At 59.4% G+C, this 15,618-nt stretch carries 15 protein-coding genes; 1 reads left to right on the plus strand and 14 read right to left on the minus strand.

From position 1 onward, the window contains the following. Nucleotides 1-24: 24 nt before the first annotated feature. From JQ628_RS16775 to JQ628_RS16820, 10 genes are all read right to left on the minus strand, one after another. Entirely contained in the window at nt 25-1,566 is a 1,542-nt protein-coding gene (locus JQ628_RS16775; protein ID WP_212223849.1) for an AMP-binding protein, read from the minus strand. Further along, entirely contained in the window at nt 1,553-2,287 is a 735-nt protein-coding gene (locus JQ628_RS16780) for a nitroreductase (RefSeq protein ID WP_212223851.1), read from the minus strand. The genes JQ628_RS16775 and JQ628_RS16780 overlap by 14 nt, the downstream gene beginning before the upstream one ends. A gap of 15 nt (nt 2,288-2,302) precedes the next feature. Next, nucleotides 2,303-3,013, minus strand: a complete 711-nt coding sequence (locus JQ628_RS16785; protein ID WP_212223853.1) for an ABC transporter ATP-binding protein — start codon at nt 3,011-3,013, stop codon at nt 2,303-2,305. Beyond that, nucleotides 3,010-4,803: a branched-chain amino acid ABC transporter ATP-binding protein/permease gene (locus JQ628_RS16790; protein WP_212223855.1), complete on the minus strand. Its 1,794-nt coding sequence runs from the start codon at nt 4,801-4,803 to the stop codon at nt 3,010-3,012. Before JQ628_RS16790 ends, JQ628_RS16785 begins: the two co-directional genes overlap by 4 nt. Beyond that, nucleotides 4,803-5,720 (minus strand): branched-chain amino acid ABC transporter permease, encoded by a 918-nt coding sequence (locus JQ628_RS16795; protein WP_212223856.1) that lies wholly within the window; start codon nt 5,718-5,720, stop codon nt 4,803-4,805. Before JQ628_RS16795 ends, JQ628_RS16790 begins: the two co-directional genes overlap by 1 nt. 15 nt (nt 5,721-5,735) lie before the next feature. Continuing rightward, a complete protein-coding gene (locus JQ628_RS16800) occupies nt 5,736-6,935 on the minus strand; it encodes an ABC transporter substrate-binding protein (protein ID WP_349628076.1) in 1,200 nt (399 codons plus the stop codon). A gap of 124 nt (nt 6,936-7,059) precedes the next feature. Continuing rightward, the gene (locus JQ628_RS16805; protein WP_212223858.1) at nt 7,060-7,992 is read right to left on the minus strand and encodes a LysR family transcriptional regulator; all 933 of its coding nucleotides are present in this window, start codon (nt 7,990-7,992) and stop codon (nt 7,060-7,062) included. A 106-nt stretch (nt 7,993-8,098) separates the two neighbouring features. Next, complete coding sequence (locus JQ628_RS16810) at nt 8,099-9,319, minus strand: GTP-binding protein (RefSeq protein WP_212223859.1); 1,221 nt, start codon at nt 9,317-9,319, stop codon at nt 8,099-8,101. A 107-nt stretch (nt 9,320-9,426) separates the two neighbouring features. Further along, on the minus strand, nt 9,427-9,939 hold the full coding sequence (locus JQ628_RS16815) for an antibiotic biosynthesis monooxygenase family protein (RefSeq protein ID WP_212223860.1): 513 nt from the start codon (nt 9,937-9,939) through the stop codon (nt 9,427-9,429). A gap of 249 nt (nt 9,940-10,188) precedes the next feature. Further along, a complete protein-coding gene (locus JQ628_RS16820; protein ID WP_212223861.1) occupies nt 10,189-10,611 on the minus strand; it encodes a nuclear transport factor 2 family protein in 423 nt (140 codons plus the stop codon). 180 nt (nt 10,612-10,791) lie between these two features. On the opposite strand from JQ628_RS16820, the gene JQ628_RS16825 reads away from it, so the two are divergent. After that, entirely contained in the window at nt 10,792-12,282 is a 1,491-nt protein-coding gene (locus JQ628_RS16825) for a PLP-dependent aminotransferase family protein (RefSeq protein WP_212223862.1), read from the plus strand. On the opposite strand, the gene JQ628_RS16830 is transcribed toward JQ628_RS16825, so the two are convergent. The 4 genes from JQ628_RS16830 to JQ628_RS16845 are packed head-to-tail and all read right to left on the minus strand — an operon-like array spanning nt 12,245 to nt 15,561. Next, nucleotides 12,245-12,898, minus strand: coding sequence for an ABC transporter ATP-binding protein (locus JQ628_RS16830; RefSeq protein WP_212223863.1), 654 nt, complete (start codon nt 12,896-12,898; stop codon nt 12,245-12,247). The genes JQ628_RS16825 and JQ628_RS16830 overlap by 38 nt on opposite strands. Then, nucleotides 12,891-13,658, minus strand: coding sequence for an ABC transporter ATP-binding protein (locus JQ628_RS16835; protein ID WP_212223864.1), 768 nt, complete (start codon nt 13,656-13,658; stop codon nt 12,891-12,893). Before JQ628_RS16835 ends, JQ628_RS16830 begins: the two co-directional genes overlap by 8 nt. Continuing rightward, nucleotides 13,655-14,659, minus strand: coding sequence for a branched-chain amino acid ABC transporter permease (locus tag JQ628_RS16840; RefSeq protein WP_212223866.1), 1,005 nt, complete (start codon nt 14,657-14,659; stop codon nt 13,655-13,657). The genes JQ628_RS16835 and JQ628_RS16840 overlap by 4 nt, the downstream gene beginning before the upstream one ends. Beyond that, nucleotides 14,656-15,561 carry a branched-chain amino acid ABC transporter permease gene (locus tag JQ628_RS16845; protein ID WP_249127975.1) on the minus strand — a complete coding sequence of 302 codons (906 nt, stop codon included), beginning with the start codon at nt 15,559-15,561 and terminating at the stop codon, nt 14,656-14,658. The genes JQ628_RS16840 and JQ628_RS16845 overlap by 4 nt, the downstream gene beginning before the upstream one ends. Nucleotides 15,562-15,618 lie beyond the last annotated feature (57 nt).

Consider the following 15,618-nt stretch of genomic DNA (forward strand, 5'->3'; position numbering starts at 1 on the left):
CGCTTCTCCCTTGCGATCCCAGTGCTAGATGGCACGACCCGACGCATTCCAATAATGCGCCCGGATATCTTTCTTCAGGACCTTCCCGACATTGCTGCGTGGGAGCGCGTCCCAGATCGCAACAGTCTTGGGCGTCCTGACGCTCCCAAGCCGATCCTTGCAAAGTTCGATGAGCTCACTCTCGCAAACGTTCGCGCCCGGCTTCAGCTCGACAACGGCCGTGACGGCCTCGCCCCATTTCTCGTCGGGGATACCGATGACAGCGCAATCCTGGATCGCCGGATGCGTCCACAAGACCTGCTCCACTTCGCCGGGATAGACGTTGAAGCCGCCGCTGATAATGATGTCCTTGCTGCGGTCGACGAGATGGACATAGCCCAACCCATCCTTGACGCCGATATCGCCGCTCCGGAACCAGCCATCGCGAAATGCTGCGGCGGTCGCCTCGGGATTGGACTGATATCCTCCACACAGGTTCGCGCCGCGGCAAACGACTTCACCCCTCTCCCCAGGTCCGACGAACCGGCCCTCCTCGTCTTGAACATCGATCATGACGAGGGGGCTACCTCGGCCGATGCTGCCGAAGCGCGATGACTGAAGCGCTTCCGCGTGTTCGTCCGGCCCCATGATTGAAACGGTGCTGGTCGCCTCCATCAGTCCATAAAGCTGGGTCATCACCGGGCCGAACACGGCCCACGCTTCGCGCAGTTTCTCGAGAGAGATGGGTGCGGCGCCGTACATCAGATGCCGCAGCGATCCGAAGTCGTACTTCCCCGGCACATTTCGCGCCAACATCATGTAGAGAAGCGTTGGCGGGACAAACAACGTTGTTATCTTGTACCGCTCAATCGCTTCCAGGATATGATCGGGATTCGGCTTGGACAGAATGACATTCACGCCACCCTGAGCGAAGACCGCATGGGCGACCTCGCCGGCAACGTGAGAGAGCGGCGTAGCGACGAGATTGACGGGCTGGCTCTCGGCAAACAGTTTCAGCCGATAGTTCACGATCAGGGTCAGCCAATTGGCGCTCACGCGCATGACGCCTTTCGGACGGCCAGTCGACCCGCCGGTGGAGATCAGCGTCACCGTATCAAGGGGCGCAATGTTGATATCCTGAGGAGCCGCCGAAAACGATCCGCAAAATTCGTCAAGGGATGGGCAGTCCGACATGCTGCGGTTCAGGACAACGATCCCTCTAAGGCTGGGCACCTTCTCCCGCAGGAAATCAATGTGCTCACCAAATTGCTCGTCGATGAATAGCCATTCCGCGCCGAACGCCTCCATATTCGCCGCGCACTCCGAGGCGATCGAGCGGAAATTGATCGGCATCCAGACAAAAGGCGTACGGTGGATTCCAAGCTGAACAGAGAAGAACAAGGGATTGTTCGGGATCCAGCTCGCAACCTTGGCGCCAGGGGCAAGGCCCGTTGCCAGCATCGCGGCCGCTATCTTGCGGCTCTCTGCCTGGATCTGGCCATAGGTCGCGACTTCGTCCGCATAGATGACAGCCGGCGCGTCGGGCCGCAGGTCAGCTTGCTTGTCAAAAAAGTCAAACAATCGCATAGCTGTTCTCTCCAACCCGCGTGGATCCGCTGTCGACCGCCTCAATAAACGTCGCAAAGCTGTCGACCGGTTCGCGCTCGGTCGCGAGTTGGTTCGCAGGTGCGCTGCTGTCGCCGTATCCAAGCGACATGCCGCAAACGACGATTTCGTTCTCGGGAAGCTTGCAAATCGGACGAATGATGTCGTGGTAGTGGCGCCACGCTGCTTGCGCACAGCTATCCAGCCCGACATCGCCAGCGGCGAGCATAAGCGATTGCAGGAAGATACCGTAATCCAGCCAGCTGCCCTGTTGTAGGCTGCGGTCGATGGTGAAAATCAGACCGACGGGAGCGCCAAAGAACTCGAAATTGCGGCCGGCGATCGACCAGCTGGCAGCGCGGTCGCCCCGGGCTACACCCAGTAACTGATAGAGCGCAAACCCTACCGTTCGCCGTCGCGTCAGATAGGGTTCGAACAGCGGCTCTGGATTATAGTCGTATTCGCCGAACGGCTTTGGAGGCCTTTCCCGCTCCGGTTCCAGCTCACGTTTTGCAAGCACCTCCCAGACAAGCCGGTCTTTGGCCTCGCCCGTGAGAACATAGACCCGCCAAGGCTGCATGTTCGTTCCGCTCGGCGACCGGGCCGCCGCGTGCAGAATTTCACGGATCAGCTCTTGCGGCACCGGCTTCGGCAGGAAGCTGCGCACGGATCGCCGGCGGTGGAGAAGTTCAATGACACTCATGTTCGCCTGACCATTCTAGAGCCCTCCGAGGAACGTCTTGCGCACGGAGGGATTCGACCTCAGCTCCGAGGAGGCGCCTTGCAGAACCAATGTGCCGACACGGAGAACGTAAGCGCGGTCAGTGACCTCGAGCGCTTTCGTCAGATTTTGCTCTGCCAGGACGACGGCCGTACCGGCTTTGGCAATCTCAGGAATTCTCCAGAGAACCTCGTCGGTCAGCTTTGGCGACAGTCCAAGCGACGGCTCGTCGAGGAGAAGTAGCCGCGGCTTGCTCATCAAGGCCCGGCACACGGCCAGCATCTGCTGCTGCCCCCCGGAGAGCGTCCAGCCGAGCGAACGCTCCTTTTCCTTCAGCGCAGGAAAGATCGTGTACATCTGGTCGATCAGGCGTCGCGTCTCCGCTGCGTTCGAGAACGACGCAACTTCCAGATTCTCCCGGACCGACAGCCCGGGAAATACCCTTCGCCCCTCCGGCGAGTAGCCGATTCCAAGGCGCGCACGCAGGTGAGCCGTCACGGCCCGCACGTCGGCTCCGTCGAATAGAAGCTCGCCTTGACTGAGCGCAAGCAGACCGATGATGCTTTTGATGAGCGTGGTCTTCCCCGCGCCGTTCGCTCCAACCAGCGCAACGGCCTCGCCTTGCTCGACGTACATTGTGAGTTCGTTCAACGCGGCAATCTCGCCGTAGCGAACGCTGAGATTCCGAGTTTCGAGAATGTACTTCACGCGGTGGCCTCCGCCGCCTGCCGCCGGCCGACATACGCCTCGATAACGCGTTCATCCTGATAGATGGCGCTTGGCCGCCCGGAGGCAATCAGTTCGCCGTAGTCCAGGCAGACCATGTGCGTCGCCAAATTCTTGAGAAACTCCATATTGTGCTCGATGATCAGCAAAGTGAGGCCGCGCGCAGCCAACGCCTCGAGTAGCCGCGCGAGCTCCGCCTGCTCGGTCTCATTGAGCCCTGCAGCCGGCTCGTCGAGCAGCAACACCGCGGGATCAAGGCAGATGGCGCGAGCAATTTCGACGAGCCGCTTGGTGCCGTGGGCAAGCGATGCGCAATTGACGTCCGCAGCGTGCTCCAGACCGACGCGCCGCAGCACGCGCAAGGCGTGGGATCTCGCTCGCGACAGCTTTTCATCACGGCGACCGATGAGAAACGATTTCCCCAAGGTCGCTGCTTCGGCGCGGAAGCGTGCAACGGCGACGTTGTCGAGCACGGTCATGTCGTCGACAAGCCTCAGGTTCTGGAACGTGCGGCCGACCCCCCGCGCCGCGATCTCGTCCGAGCCAAGAGCCCCGATTTCGCCGCCGCCCAGGAGGATCGCGCCGCTGTCAGCCCGGTAGTTGCCGGTAATGCAATTGACCAGGGTGGTCTTTCCACTGCCGTTCGGCCCAATGACGGCGGCTATCGAGCCACGCATCAGCGAAAAGCTGACATTGTTGAGCGCATGCACGCCGCCAAACGTTTTGGTCAGTTCGCGGACCGCAAGTATTGGCGTCTCGGAAGGCATAAGGACGCCATCGCTCGTCCTGTCCTGGATGGGTGACAGTCCATCACTGTCCGGCGATTTGGAACGCTGCGGCGGAAGCAGCCGATCGACCAGTCCGGCGAGCCCCTCCGGCGCGACAATGAGGATGGCGATGAGAACGCTGCTCGTGATGATCAAATAGCTCTGCTGGAAGCCGCGCAGCCATTCCGGCAGATGCACGACCAGAAGGGCGCCGGCTATGGCGCCCCAAATGTGCGTACGTCCGCCGATGACCGCCATGGTCAGGCACGCAATCATGACCTTGAAGTCGAGGCCTTCCGGAGAGACGATGCGGATCGTATGCGCATGCAGCGCGCCCGCGACGCCCGCCATCGCGGCGCTGAGCAGAAACATCGCAAACCGGATGGAGTCGGGGTCGATCGCAAGCGAACGCGCGGCGACCGCATTCTGCCGCACCACGTGACAGGCAAGTCCATAGAGCCCGCGCTTGACCTGGAACGCCACCATCGCCGCAAGCGCGACAAAGCACCAGACGAATAGCAGCAGAGGCCAGCCCCGCGCCACCTGGACTCCAAACAGCTTTGGAAGCGGCACACCCGAAAGTCCGATCGCGCCGCCCGTCAAGGACTGCCATTCGATCGCAACCAACAGAAGCACCTGGCCGACGCCCAGGGTCGCCAAGGCGAAGTAATGGGTCGAAAGGCGGAGAACAGGTATCGAGACGAGAACCGCCAGCAAAACGCAGACAATGATCGAAGCGGCAAAGGATTGCGGAAAATCGGCTCCCGCCTTCACGGCCAGGATGCCGCTGACGTACGCGGACAAGCCGAAGAAAGCGCCTTGTGAAAGCGAAAGCTCCCCCACATTGCCGAAGATGAACTGGTAACCGATCGCGAGAATGGCGAAAACGCCGGCGAGCGTGAACAGCCGCAGGTCATAGGGCGACGACATGATCAATGGCCAGGAGGCCAGCAAACAGAGGCCAACGGCACCGAGTAGCGGCCGGACATGGGCTGACCGAGACATCAGGCGCGCTGCTGAACGGCTTCGCCGAACAGTCCTTGCGGGCGGAAGAACAGAACGACGAGAAACGCAAGATAGAGCCAGATCGTGGAGGCGATCGGAGAGAACAGCGCTTCAAGCGACGGAAGGGCACCGACCAGAGACGGCATCGCGAGCGGCAATGAAGGCACCAGCACTTCGAAAGCGGCGACAAACAGGGCCCCCACGATGGCTCCGCGAAGACTTCCCCACCCGCCCATGGTGGCGGCGACGTAAGTCTTGATCATGTACGCTTCGCCGTCGCCCGGCGTGATGTAGAAGGTGTTGGCGAACATCAAGCCGGCTGCGCCAGCGAGCGCGGCGGCAATCCCGAACGTGATGACGATCATGGCGTTCACGTTCATGCCGAGCGCCCGCGCCATCTCGCGGTCCTCGGCGACGGCGCGAAGGCGCTTGCCAAGAACAGTCCGCGAGAAAATGACGTATTGAGCAGCCACCAGAACCACGGCAAGCAGCACCGTCGAGAGCGACTGTACATTCAGGGCGACGTCACCGACCTGAATCGCTCCTGACGAAAGGATCGGTGGGCCCACCCGCGGTGACGGACCGAAGATGAGAAGCGTAGCGGTCTCGAGAATGGCGCTCATCGAAAGCGTCGAAATGAAGACCGACACGGCCGGCCGGTTCCGAAGCGGATAGTAGGCGATGAGCGAGAGCAGGCCGCCGATGATCATCATTCCTGCCAGCACGATCGGCAGCACAACCGCGCCCGGCAGCTTCAGCCAGGAACCAAGGCCGGCGGCGAGAAATCCGCCGACGACGACAAAGCTTCCATGGGCCAGGTTCACGGCGCCCGTGGCATTGAGGACGAGAACGAAGCCGATTGCGAGCAGCGAGTAGGCCGCTGCAAGCGAGAGCGTATTGAACAGAAGCTGGATCATCGTTGCACTGCGCGCTCAGAAGCCGGCGACGTTGTCGTAACGCTTGACGAGCTTCGGATTGAGCGACGCACCGTCGTAGCAAACGATCACGACGGAATGGGCGAGATTGCCTTTCGCGTCTGCTTTGTATCGCATCGCGACGCCCTTGTACTCGGTCGTCGACATGTATTTGCGGACGTCTTCGGTGGATTTCGCACCGCCCTTAACGGCGACCAGCGCCATCATCAGCCCGTCGTACTGCTGAATGGCGTAAGCGTCGGGCATGGCTCCATGCTTCGACACATAGTCGTTGATGAACCGGTCGGTCGCGGCATCGGCGCCCTTCTCAAGCCACGACGCGCTCTCCGCACATACACCCTTGAGCTCGGAAGGCTGGAGCAGAGAGGCCGTTGCCGGCATGGCGATCGTTGTGTTCCCAACGACCGGGATTTGAATGTTCGCGGCTGCCAGTTGCTTGACGACCATTGCGATGGAAGCGCTATGCATCTGGATGAGCACGACATCAGGCTTCGCAGCCTTCAGCTTGGCGAGCGTTGCGGAGATTTCCTTGGCGCTGAGATCAACCCCTTCAGAGAAGATCACCTCCCCGCCGACCTTGGTGAGGTATTCCGACATGTATTTGAAGCCGCTCTGCCCATATCCCGTGGTGTTGTAGAGAATGGCGGCCTTCTTGAGCTTCAACTCCTCCACGACGTATCTGATGTGAGCGGCCTTTGAGACCGCGTCGTGCGGGTAAAGCCGAAACATGTACGGATTGCCCTGCTCCGTTACCGGTCCTGTCCCCGTCGGCGCGAGGATTGGTATCTTGTACTCGAGCGCGACGGGAAGCATCGCGAGGACCTGGGTTCCGAACAAAGGCGCAACCGAGAAATATGTGCTCTTATCGCCCGCAACCCGTTCAAGTGCATTTGCGCCGCCTTCAGCAGCGGTGCCGGAATCGATGACCTGGCTCTTGATCTTCAGTCCGGCCGGCGCGTGAGCAATCGCCATATTCGCGCCGTTCAGTTGAGATGTGCCCTCGAGCGCGAGCAGCCCGGTGATCGGCGCAATGATCGGCACGGTCAGGCTCGTTTCCTGCGCCAGGGCGCTCGACGACAAAAGCGCAGTAGCTGCCAACATGATCCTGCGGGCGAATCTCATCCTGCCTCTCCCCAAGTTGCGAGGCAAACTTCGCCTCTGATGTTGGAAAGCTGGCACGATCCTGCGGCAACGCACCAATACTGATTTCCGACGGCAGCCTTAGATTTTTCTTTTGTCAGTCATGACTAGAGATGCAGAGCACCTGCCACAGGCCATATGATTGCGTGCGGCGAGCTCAAGCCAAAAAGGAAGCGAGCGCCTACGCACTCAGGCTGTAGCGCTGTCGTGTGATGCTCCGGGGCGCCGTAAACTCGCCGGCAAGCTGCGAGAGCAGTTCGACCACCGCGTTGATCGACCGGCAGTTGGGTCGGTTCGCGCCTCGAACGATGTAGCTTTGCAGCGCAAGCGGCGGGTCGACGATCGGCCGGTAGTCCACTGCGCGCTGAAACAGCGGCGCTTCGCCGACGCAAGGAAAGATGCTGTAAGCGTTCCGCGCTGCCACGAAGTCGTAGAGCAGCGTGATGGAGTCGATCTCGGCGATGATATTGAGGTCAACCCGCATTCTGTTCGACATGCTATCGAGCAAAAGACGACAGGCATGTATCCGCGATGTGTGATGCAGAGGTATCGTGCTCAGTTCGGCAAATCGGATCGGCTTGCCAAGTTCCGTCCCGCCTATGATCGGTCCAAGCAGATAGAGCTGTTCTTTCACAAAGGATATCGCTCCGGACACGTTGTGCCCTTCCGGAAGATAGAGAATCGACAGGTCGAAACGGCCATCGGCATGCCAAGCCGTAACCTCTCCGCTCAACGCTTCGAAAATTTTTACATCGAGCTTCGGGTAAGCTCGTTTTGCCCGCTCCAGCAGCTTCGGAGCCACAACGTTGGCTATCGTTGTCATCATGGCGATCGTCACGCTGCCCGAAACCTCGCGATCAAGTTCGGCCACCGCGCTTCGCGCCTGATCGATACGGGCCAAAATGTCGCGACCGTGCTCGAGAAACAGGGAACCGGCGGCGGTCAGCCGCACCCCTCGTGCATGCCGTATCAAAAGCTCGGTGTTCAGCTCGGCCTCAAGCTGCCCGATCTGCGCGCTGATTGCCGGCTGCGAGATATGCAACTTCTCAGACGCTTTCGCGAAACTCCCACTGTCCGCGACAGCCTGAAAATAGGAGATTTGCTTGATATCCATAGGAAACACCAAGCAAATTGCATGCCGCCGCATGACGGCATCTCGCACCCTGAACTCATTGAGAAAACGAGCCGGGGGCGGTGCTCCAGGGGCGGTGCTCCACGATCTAGGCGTCTGCCTTCGCCCGCCAGACCGGGAAGCAGTCTTTTTCATCGTAAAGGCGCGACGGGTCCGGCGACGGCCGAGAGACGGTCAAACAGAAGTCGAGCCGCTTTTTGAGGTCGTCTTGATCAAAATCGACGCCGATGAAGACCAATTCCTGCTTTCGGTCGCCGTAGCGGGGATCCCACACCGCATCCAGGGCACTTCGCCACGCGGGATCCTTGGGCCACCGCGCTTGATCAACCGCGCTCCACCACCAGCTTCTTCCGCTGGTTCGGAGCAGTGCGCCGGAGTGGCTCAGCTCGCCGACCCACCTCGGACGCGTTGACAACCAGAAGAAGCCCTTTGCGCGCAGTATCCCGCCCCACGAGCTCGACAAGAATGCAGAAAACCGTTCCGGATCGAACGGCTGTCGTGCCCGATAGACAAAGCTCGAAATGTCGTATTCCTCGGTTTCCGGCACATGTTCCTTGAAACCTTCGAGCTCCTTTTTCCAAAGCGGATGAAGCGCTGCCTTTTCCGGATCGAACCGGTTCACACCAATGATCTGCGGCAGATCCACGCGCCCGAAATCGGTTTCGTAAATCTCGGCATCAGCGTTGAGCCCCCGAATGACGGAATAAGCATGCTTTCGCTGTTCGGCGGTAGCCGAGGAGATCTTGTTGAGGATGATGGTGTCCGCGAACTCAACCTGGTCGACGAGCAATTCAACAATTGTTCGCTTGTCTTCAACCGACACATCCTTCTGCCGGGACTGGAGGAAATCCCGTGACCAGAAATCGTCTGCGATCCGCGCCGCATCGATCACAGTCACCATGTTGTCGATATAAGCCGCATCCTCCAGGCTCCGGCCATAATCATCGCGGTACGAAAATGCCGTCGCTATCGGCAACGGCTCCGAAATGCCGGTTGCTTCGATAACCAGATGGTCAAATCTTTGTTCGGCACAGAGCTTTCGCACTTCCTCAATCAGGTCGCCTCGAAGCGTGCAGCAGATGCACCCATTGCTGAGTTCGACGAGGCTTTCTTCGGTACGGGATAGCCGTGCCCCTCCGGTCTCGACGAGCACCCTGTCAATGTTGATCTCGGACATGTCATTGACGATGACAGCGATGCGCCGGCCGACCCGGTTCAACAGCAACTCGTTCAACAGGGTCGTCTTGCCGGCCCCGAGAAACCCCGAAAGGACCGTGACCGGCAACTTCCCGCTACCGCCTCTTGGCATCCACTACCCCGTGACTTACACCCGCGCCCGCAGAAGCTGATCGACAGCTGCTCCGGGCCAGCCCTCGCAGTTAACGGAAAGGTCCATCGGGCGCCCCGGAAGACAAGCTATTCCGCGGCGATTGCCGTTGGGACTGCCGCGACATCCTTGAACACAGCCGTGCTGTTGGCGGTCTCGGCCATCACGGGGAAGATGAAGCCGCACTTCGGACAAGGCTCTGCCAGCGCGGCCTGCTCCATGGCGACATCGAACGCCGTATCCGAGATATGCGCACAGGCAGGGCACACGCGGATGAGGCGCGCATTCTTGTATTCAAAATTGACGACGATGTCCTCCATGATGGCGCCGGTGCGGACCGCCCACTCCTTGGCGTGCTTATGGTAGGTGTCCATGTGCCAATCCTTGAGGGCCTCGAAACTCGTCCAGAAGCTTACTTCGTTGTACCAATGGGGATCATCCGGATGCACCCACCAGGTCAAATGAAGAAAGCCCGGCAACTTCTTCAGCTGGTGGCGCACATTGGCAAACACGACCTGAAATTTCTTGTAGCCGTCCTCGCTCGAGAACCGCACCCTCTGCATGCTCTGATACACAGCCATTCGCTCGCCCTCACCTGTCACGCGCCCATTGCGCTGGTGAAGCCAAGATTAGAACGATTTAGAAATGGTGCTGGGACCAGTCCAGCATTTTTCGATTGATCCACGAAACCTGGCAGGTGTGCGCGAAGGCCGGGCTGGTGAATGACGCGAAAGCGCTTTACGCAAACGAGCGCCTTCGGCAGTCGACCGGAGACGTCGTCCTGATATCAACGACCAGCCGCGGAGCGAATGCGCGTCCGGCTGGCCTTTGCGGGCTCGGCCGGCATAAGGTCAGATAATGCCGAGCTGTCCTTCGGCATCTTTTGCGCCGATGTTGAAGGCGGCCTCCCAGACCGCAAGCTTGCCTCCCCGCAGCTGCCAGATTTCGACACCGTGGCCCTGCATCATTTCACCGGTCTGAGAATCCTCCCACGTCGCGTTCCAATCGATCGCCAATGTCGAGCCAGCCATCGCTCGAATGTTCTTTTTCAGCCGGTAGTTCTTCTGCCTCTCACTGCGTTTGTGGAAAAACTCTCTGACGGCTTCACGGCCTCGCATTTCCGGAAGCAATCCAAAGCGGGCGACACAGTCTTCGGTGAAACCGGCGGCCATTCCCTCGACATCCCAGGGCATGCACAACTGCTCGACCTGACGGACAAGCGCCTCCGCTTCCTGAAGCGTCCTTGGATTGCCTTCAATTTCCATCGTGTTCATCGCAACAAACCTCCGCGTATCGGAGCCTCGGACCCACGATCCGACTCGAGAACTGAACATTTCCGGGGCATATCTCCGTGGATCCAGATCGAGAAAAAACGATGGGTCCATGCGTCCAACGCTGCGCCTGGAGGCGATCTTTGGTAACCTGGTGGCACGTGCATTGCTTGAAATACCCTCATGCAATTGCCTATCGATATAAATGCGGCAGGGAATGGCCATCTCCAGCACCGGTTGGTCGACCAGGTGCGAGGACTTATCAGCCGTGGAATTTTGCCGCCCGGCACACAGCTTCCGTCGACCCGCGAAATGGCCACACAATTGGGCGTCTCGCGGCGTACAGTCGTTCTGTCCTACGAGCGCATGATCGACGACGGCTTGATTGAAACGAGGCCGGGACTAGGCACATTCGTTTGTGATCAACTGCCGACCGCGTACGTCCGCATCAAGCAAGTCTCGCTGGCCCGCACCGCATGCCAGATGACTGGCCCTCGGGCAGTGCCTCATGTCGACGGGATGGAGCTCTTTCAGAAGCCAGGCGAACGATTGCCGTACGACTTCAGGATCGGCAGGCCCGACGCCGGGCTTTTCCCACGTAATCTCTGGCGAAAGCTCACCATCGAGCACCTGGATTCGTTCACAAAATTGATCAGCGATTATACGGACCCGGCCGGATATCTGCCTCTTCGCGAGGCAATTGCAACGCATCTGCGCACCGCTCGTGGCATACTTTGCCATCCTGATCAGGTGGTGGTGACGGCCGGCGCCCAAGAGGGACTGAATCTCGTAGCGCGGCTGCTGTTGCAGAAAGACAAGCCCGTTCTTCTGGAAGATCCTTGCTACGACGGGGCGGTCCGGGTTTTCACATCACTTGGAGCCCGGCTTGTGTCGGTGCCTGTCAGGGAGGACGGGCTGGATACCGAGTTGCTTCCGCTGGATGGCGCGTGCATCGGCTACGTAACCCCCTCGCACCAATTTCCTCTGGGCGTCACTCTTTCCCCCGAACGCCGAAATGCGCTGATCGCATGGGCGCGCCAAACCGGCACCTTCCTCATCGAAGACGACTATGACAGCGATTTCAGGCATAATTCCTCGCCGCTTGTCGCACTCCAGGCGCTCGCGCCGGAGTCGGTCGTGTACCTCGGAACATTTTCGAAATCGATCAGTCCCGGACTTCGCTTGGGCTATGCGGTGTTTCCCGCGGACCTTGCGCCTTCGGCCCGTAGCCTGAAGTCGATCATGAACAACGGCCATCCGTGGCTCGAGCAATCTGTTACCGCCGATTTCATTTCGTCCGGTTCGTTCGAGCAACATCTCGTGCGAATGAGGACCTGTTATCTAGAGCGCCGAAACACGCTGATGGACAGCGTCGCATCGCTTTTCCCACAGAGCGAGATGAGTGGCTTCGAAGGTGGCATGCACCTCGTCTGGATGCTTGATTCGAGTTTACCCTCTGCAGCCAAGCTCAAGGAGATGGCCAGGACCTGCGGCGTGGGCGTCTACGCCCTACAGGCCAGTCCCGCGCATCATCTGCGGCCGCGTCCTCAAAGCTCCCGCCAATTGCTGCTGGGTTATCCATGCCTCGATCCGTCACAGATACAGTCCGCGATCGAGTTGGTTCACCGTGCCGTCTCTAGAAGGACGGCTTCGCCACACGTCCTCGCTCAATGACATAACCGTGGTCGACCAGATCATCGCTATGTGTACCGTCTGACTCGGATACCAGTACGCTCAGCGCGCTCTGCCGGCGAAGATCGGAGAGAATATCGACCAATCGCTGCACCAAGGCCGGCGCAACGCCTTCAAATGGCTCATCCAGGATCAGCAAATTGCTGGCGGCCATCATGGCGCGCGCCAAAGCCACGAGCTTCTGCTGGCCTCCGCTTAGTTGCAGAGCCTTTCGATCGCGAAAATTTGCGACCTCGGGGATTTGCGCATAGATTCGCTCGAGCTTGCTCTCTACGTCTTGTTTGCGGCTAGCCCATGATGGCAACCTGATATTTTGCTCGACGGTCCAGTCTGGCACCAGGCGACGATCCTCAGGCATATAGCCGACCCCGCGGCGCGATCTTGTATGTGCCTCCAGGCGGGTCACGTCCTGGCCATCGATCTCAACTCGCCCTGACGAAACAGCCAACAATCCCATAATCGCGCGCATGAGCGTTGTCTTGCCAGCACCATTTCGGCCGACCAAGGCGACAAACGATTTGGGCTGCAGCTCGAGAGACACATCCCGCAAGATGTCGGCACCTGCAATCTTTACGCTCACATGCGACAGCCTAAGCATGTCCGGCGCTCCCGTCGCGGGTCCCGAGGATGAGGCGCTTTACCTCAGGATCTGCGAAGACCGCGTTCGCCATGCCGTCGGCAATGACCCGTCCGTCATAGAGGGCAATCACGCGCGACGCATACTCCCGCACGATCTCCATGTCATGCTCGATAAAGAGGACAGTCATCGCGTCCGCCGCGAAGCGCTTCGCCAATCCTTTCATGAGATCATGCTTTTCTTCGCTGCTGACTCCACTGGTTGGCTCGTCCAGCAGTAACAGCTTGGGCTCGGCACAGGTCGCCATGGCGATATCAAGCAGTTTGCGAACGCCTTGAGGCAGATTGCCTACGACCGAATCCGCATGTCCGGTCAGCCCGTAGGATTTTAGGACGATATCGGCCCTCGCCTCCAGGTCCCGATCACCGAATGGCCGCAGCAATGCGGATCGAGGCTCACACAGCAGGGCAAGAGCCAACATCATGTTTTCACGCGCCGTCGACCTGACGAATAGTTGCGGAATCTGAAATGACCGCGCAATCCCTCTTTTCGCCAACACGCGAGGAGGCGTGCCCGTGATATCGGCACCGCGAAAAAGTACCCTGCCCGCACTGGGTGTGAGATAGCCGGAGACGATGTTGAGCAGCGTCGTCTTTCCTGCCCCGTTGGCGCCAATAATGCCGACAATCTCGCGTTCAGAGATGGAGAGATCGATGCCTTGCGTTGCGAGAACACCGCCAAAACTCTTCTTGATATCAACGCATTCAAGTACAGGCGTCATGGCCGCGCCGTTTCTTCGTTCATCGCTGCCGGAACGACGGTGCGGCCGCGAGCTTTCCAGCGGGCGCCGAGGGCGATGAATATGTGCCCGAGACCCTTTGGAACAAACAACACAATCAACAGCATGATCGTGCCAAGAACCATCTGCCATGCATCCGGGAAATTGGCCGCCGCGAATGTTCGCAGGACCTCGAGCGCGAACGCGCCGAAAAAGGGACTGAGCACACTTGCTTGACCACTTAGAATGACGATGAAGACAAAGTCGCCTGCCGTCGTCCAGTACGCAAAACCGGGATCAACGTGGCGCGCTGAAAGTGCCGCGAGTACACCGCCCGCGCCCCCGAGTGCACCCGCCAGAACGTACGCCGCATGGATAGAGCTTCGAACCGACGTTCCCAGATATTCCAGGCGAACCTCGTTGTCCTCGATGGCTTCGATCACCTTGCCGAGCCGCGACCGAAGAAACAGATGAGCTACCATTGCCATCAGGCCCGCCGTCCAGATGCAGATCAGGAACATGGCAAGCTGGAGGTCGGGGCCCCGGTAGCGAAAACCAAGAATAGAGATCAGCCCAATGTTCAATCCGTCACTACCGCCGAACAGGGATACCTTGACGGCAATACCGTAGACCAGCATTGATATTGCAAGCGTCAGCATTGCAAAGAAAATGCCGCGGTAGTTTGAGATGAAGAACCCGATCGCCGCTGCAACGCCCCCGGAAATCGCGATGCTGAACAGAATCAGCAGAACCGCTTCGTTCAGACCTAGATACTTGTAGGACAAGGCTGCGGTATAGGCGCCGGCGAAATAGAAGAGTCCCTGGCCAAACGACAACAGGCCGGCCCGCAGCAACACCATCGCGCCGAGAGACGCCAGCGCTGCGGAGATTGCCATCTGGCTGATAAAGCGAATCCAGCCCGGAATCCACCAGGCGCCGATCGAAGCTCCGATCGCCAGGAGAAGTAGAACAACGATCGTCGTATCGGGCTTTCGAAGAGTCATATTTTGCGTGCCTCTGGTCGCGCAAAAAGTCCCTGCGGTCGAACGGCGAGGACGACTGCCATCGCTGCGTACACGGCAAAGAGTTCGATCTGTGGAAAGAGGTGCGCCGTAACGGCTCGGGCCATGCCCACAATTACAGCGCCTGCCATGGCGCCACCGATGCTCCCAAGCCCACCGATGACAGTGACGGCGAAGGCAAGAACAATCACGTCGACGCCGATGCCCGAGCTGATGGCGATTTTTGGCGCTGTCAGTGCTCCCGCCAGCGTGCCAAGCGCCGCTCCGACGAGAAAGGTGCCCGTCATAATCCGATTGACGTTAATGCCCATCGAGGCACTCATTTCGCGATCAAAGACGACCGCGGTCACGCACCGGCCGATACGCGTAGAGGAGAGCGTGAGTGACACTGCAACGGCCAAGAGAATAGCGACCAGGACCATGGCGAGGTCGTAAACGGGGTAAATCAATTCTCCCAACCGGATCTGCCCGAGCGCATCACGCGGAGCGTTGGCGTAGCGGGACTGTCCGCCCCAGAGGAGTTTCGTGGCATCTTCGAAGATGAGGAACACCGCGTAGGTCGCGAACAGCACCAAGACCTCTGGATAGCGGTAGAGCCTCCTGAGGACCGTCCATTCAATCAGGATTCCGAGCCCCGCCCCGCAGGCGACGGCAAGCGTCGCTGCAAAAAGGAGCTGCGCGCCGGCACCAAATCCGTTGGCTGCCGCAGCGCCAATGGCATAGGCTGCCAGATAGGCGCCGACGGCGTACATGCCGCCATGCGCTATGTTCAGAATACGCAGGACACCAAAGACAAGGGTCAGTCCAACGCTGATAATGAAGAGCCAAGCTGCGTACGAGACGCCATCGATAACGATCGTCGCAAGATGACCCAGCAACTGCATGCTCCCTTCCAGCGCAAGCGCCATCACTTCAAGACTTTTGCTTGGCAGTTACCACTC

The organism is Bradyrhizobium lablabi, from assembly GCF_018129385.1.
Taxonomy (GTDB): domain Bacteria; phylum Pseudomonadota; class Alphaproteobacteria; order Rhizobiales; family Xanthobacteraceae; genus Bradyrhizobium; species Bradyrhizobium lablabi_C.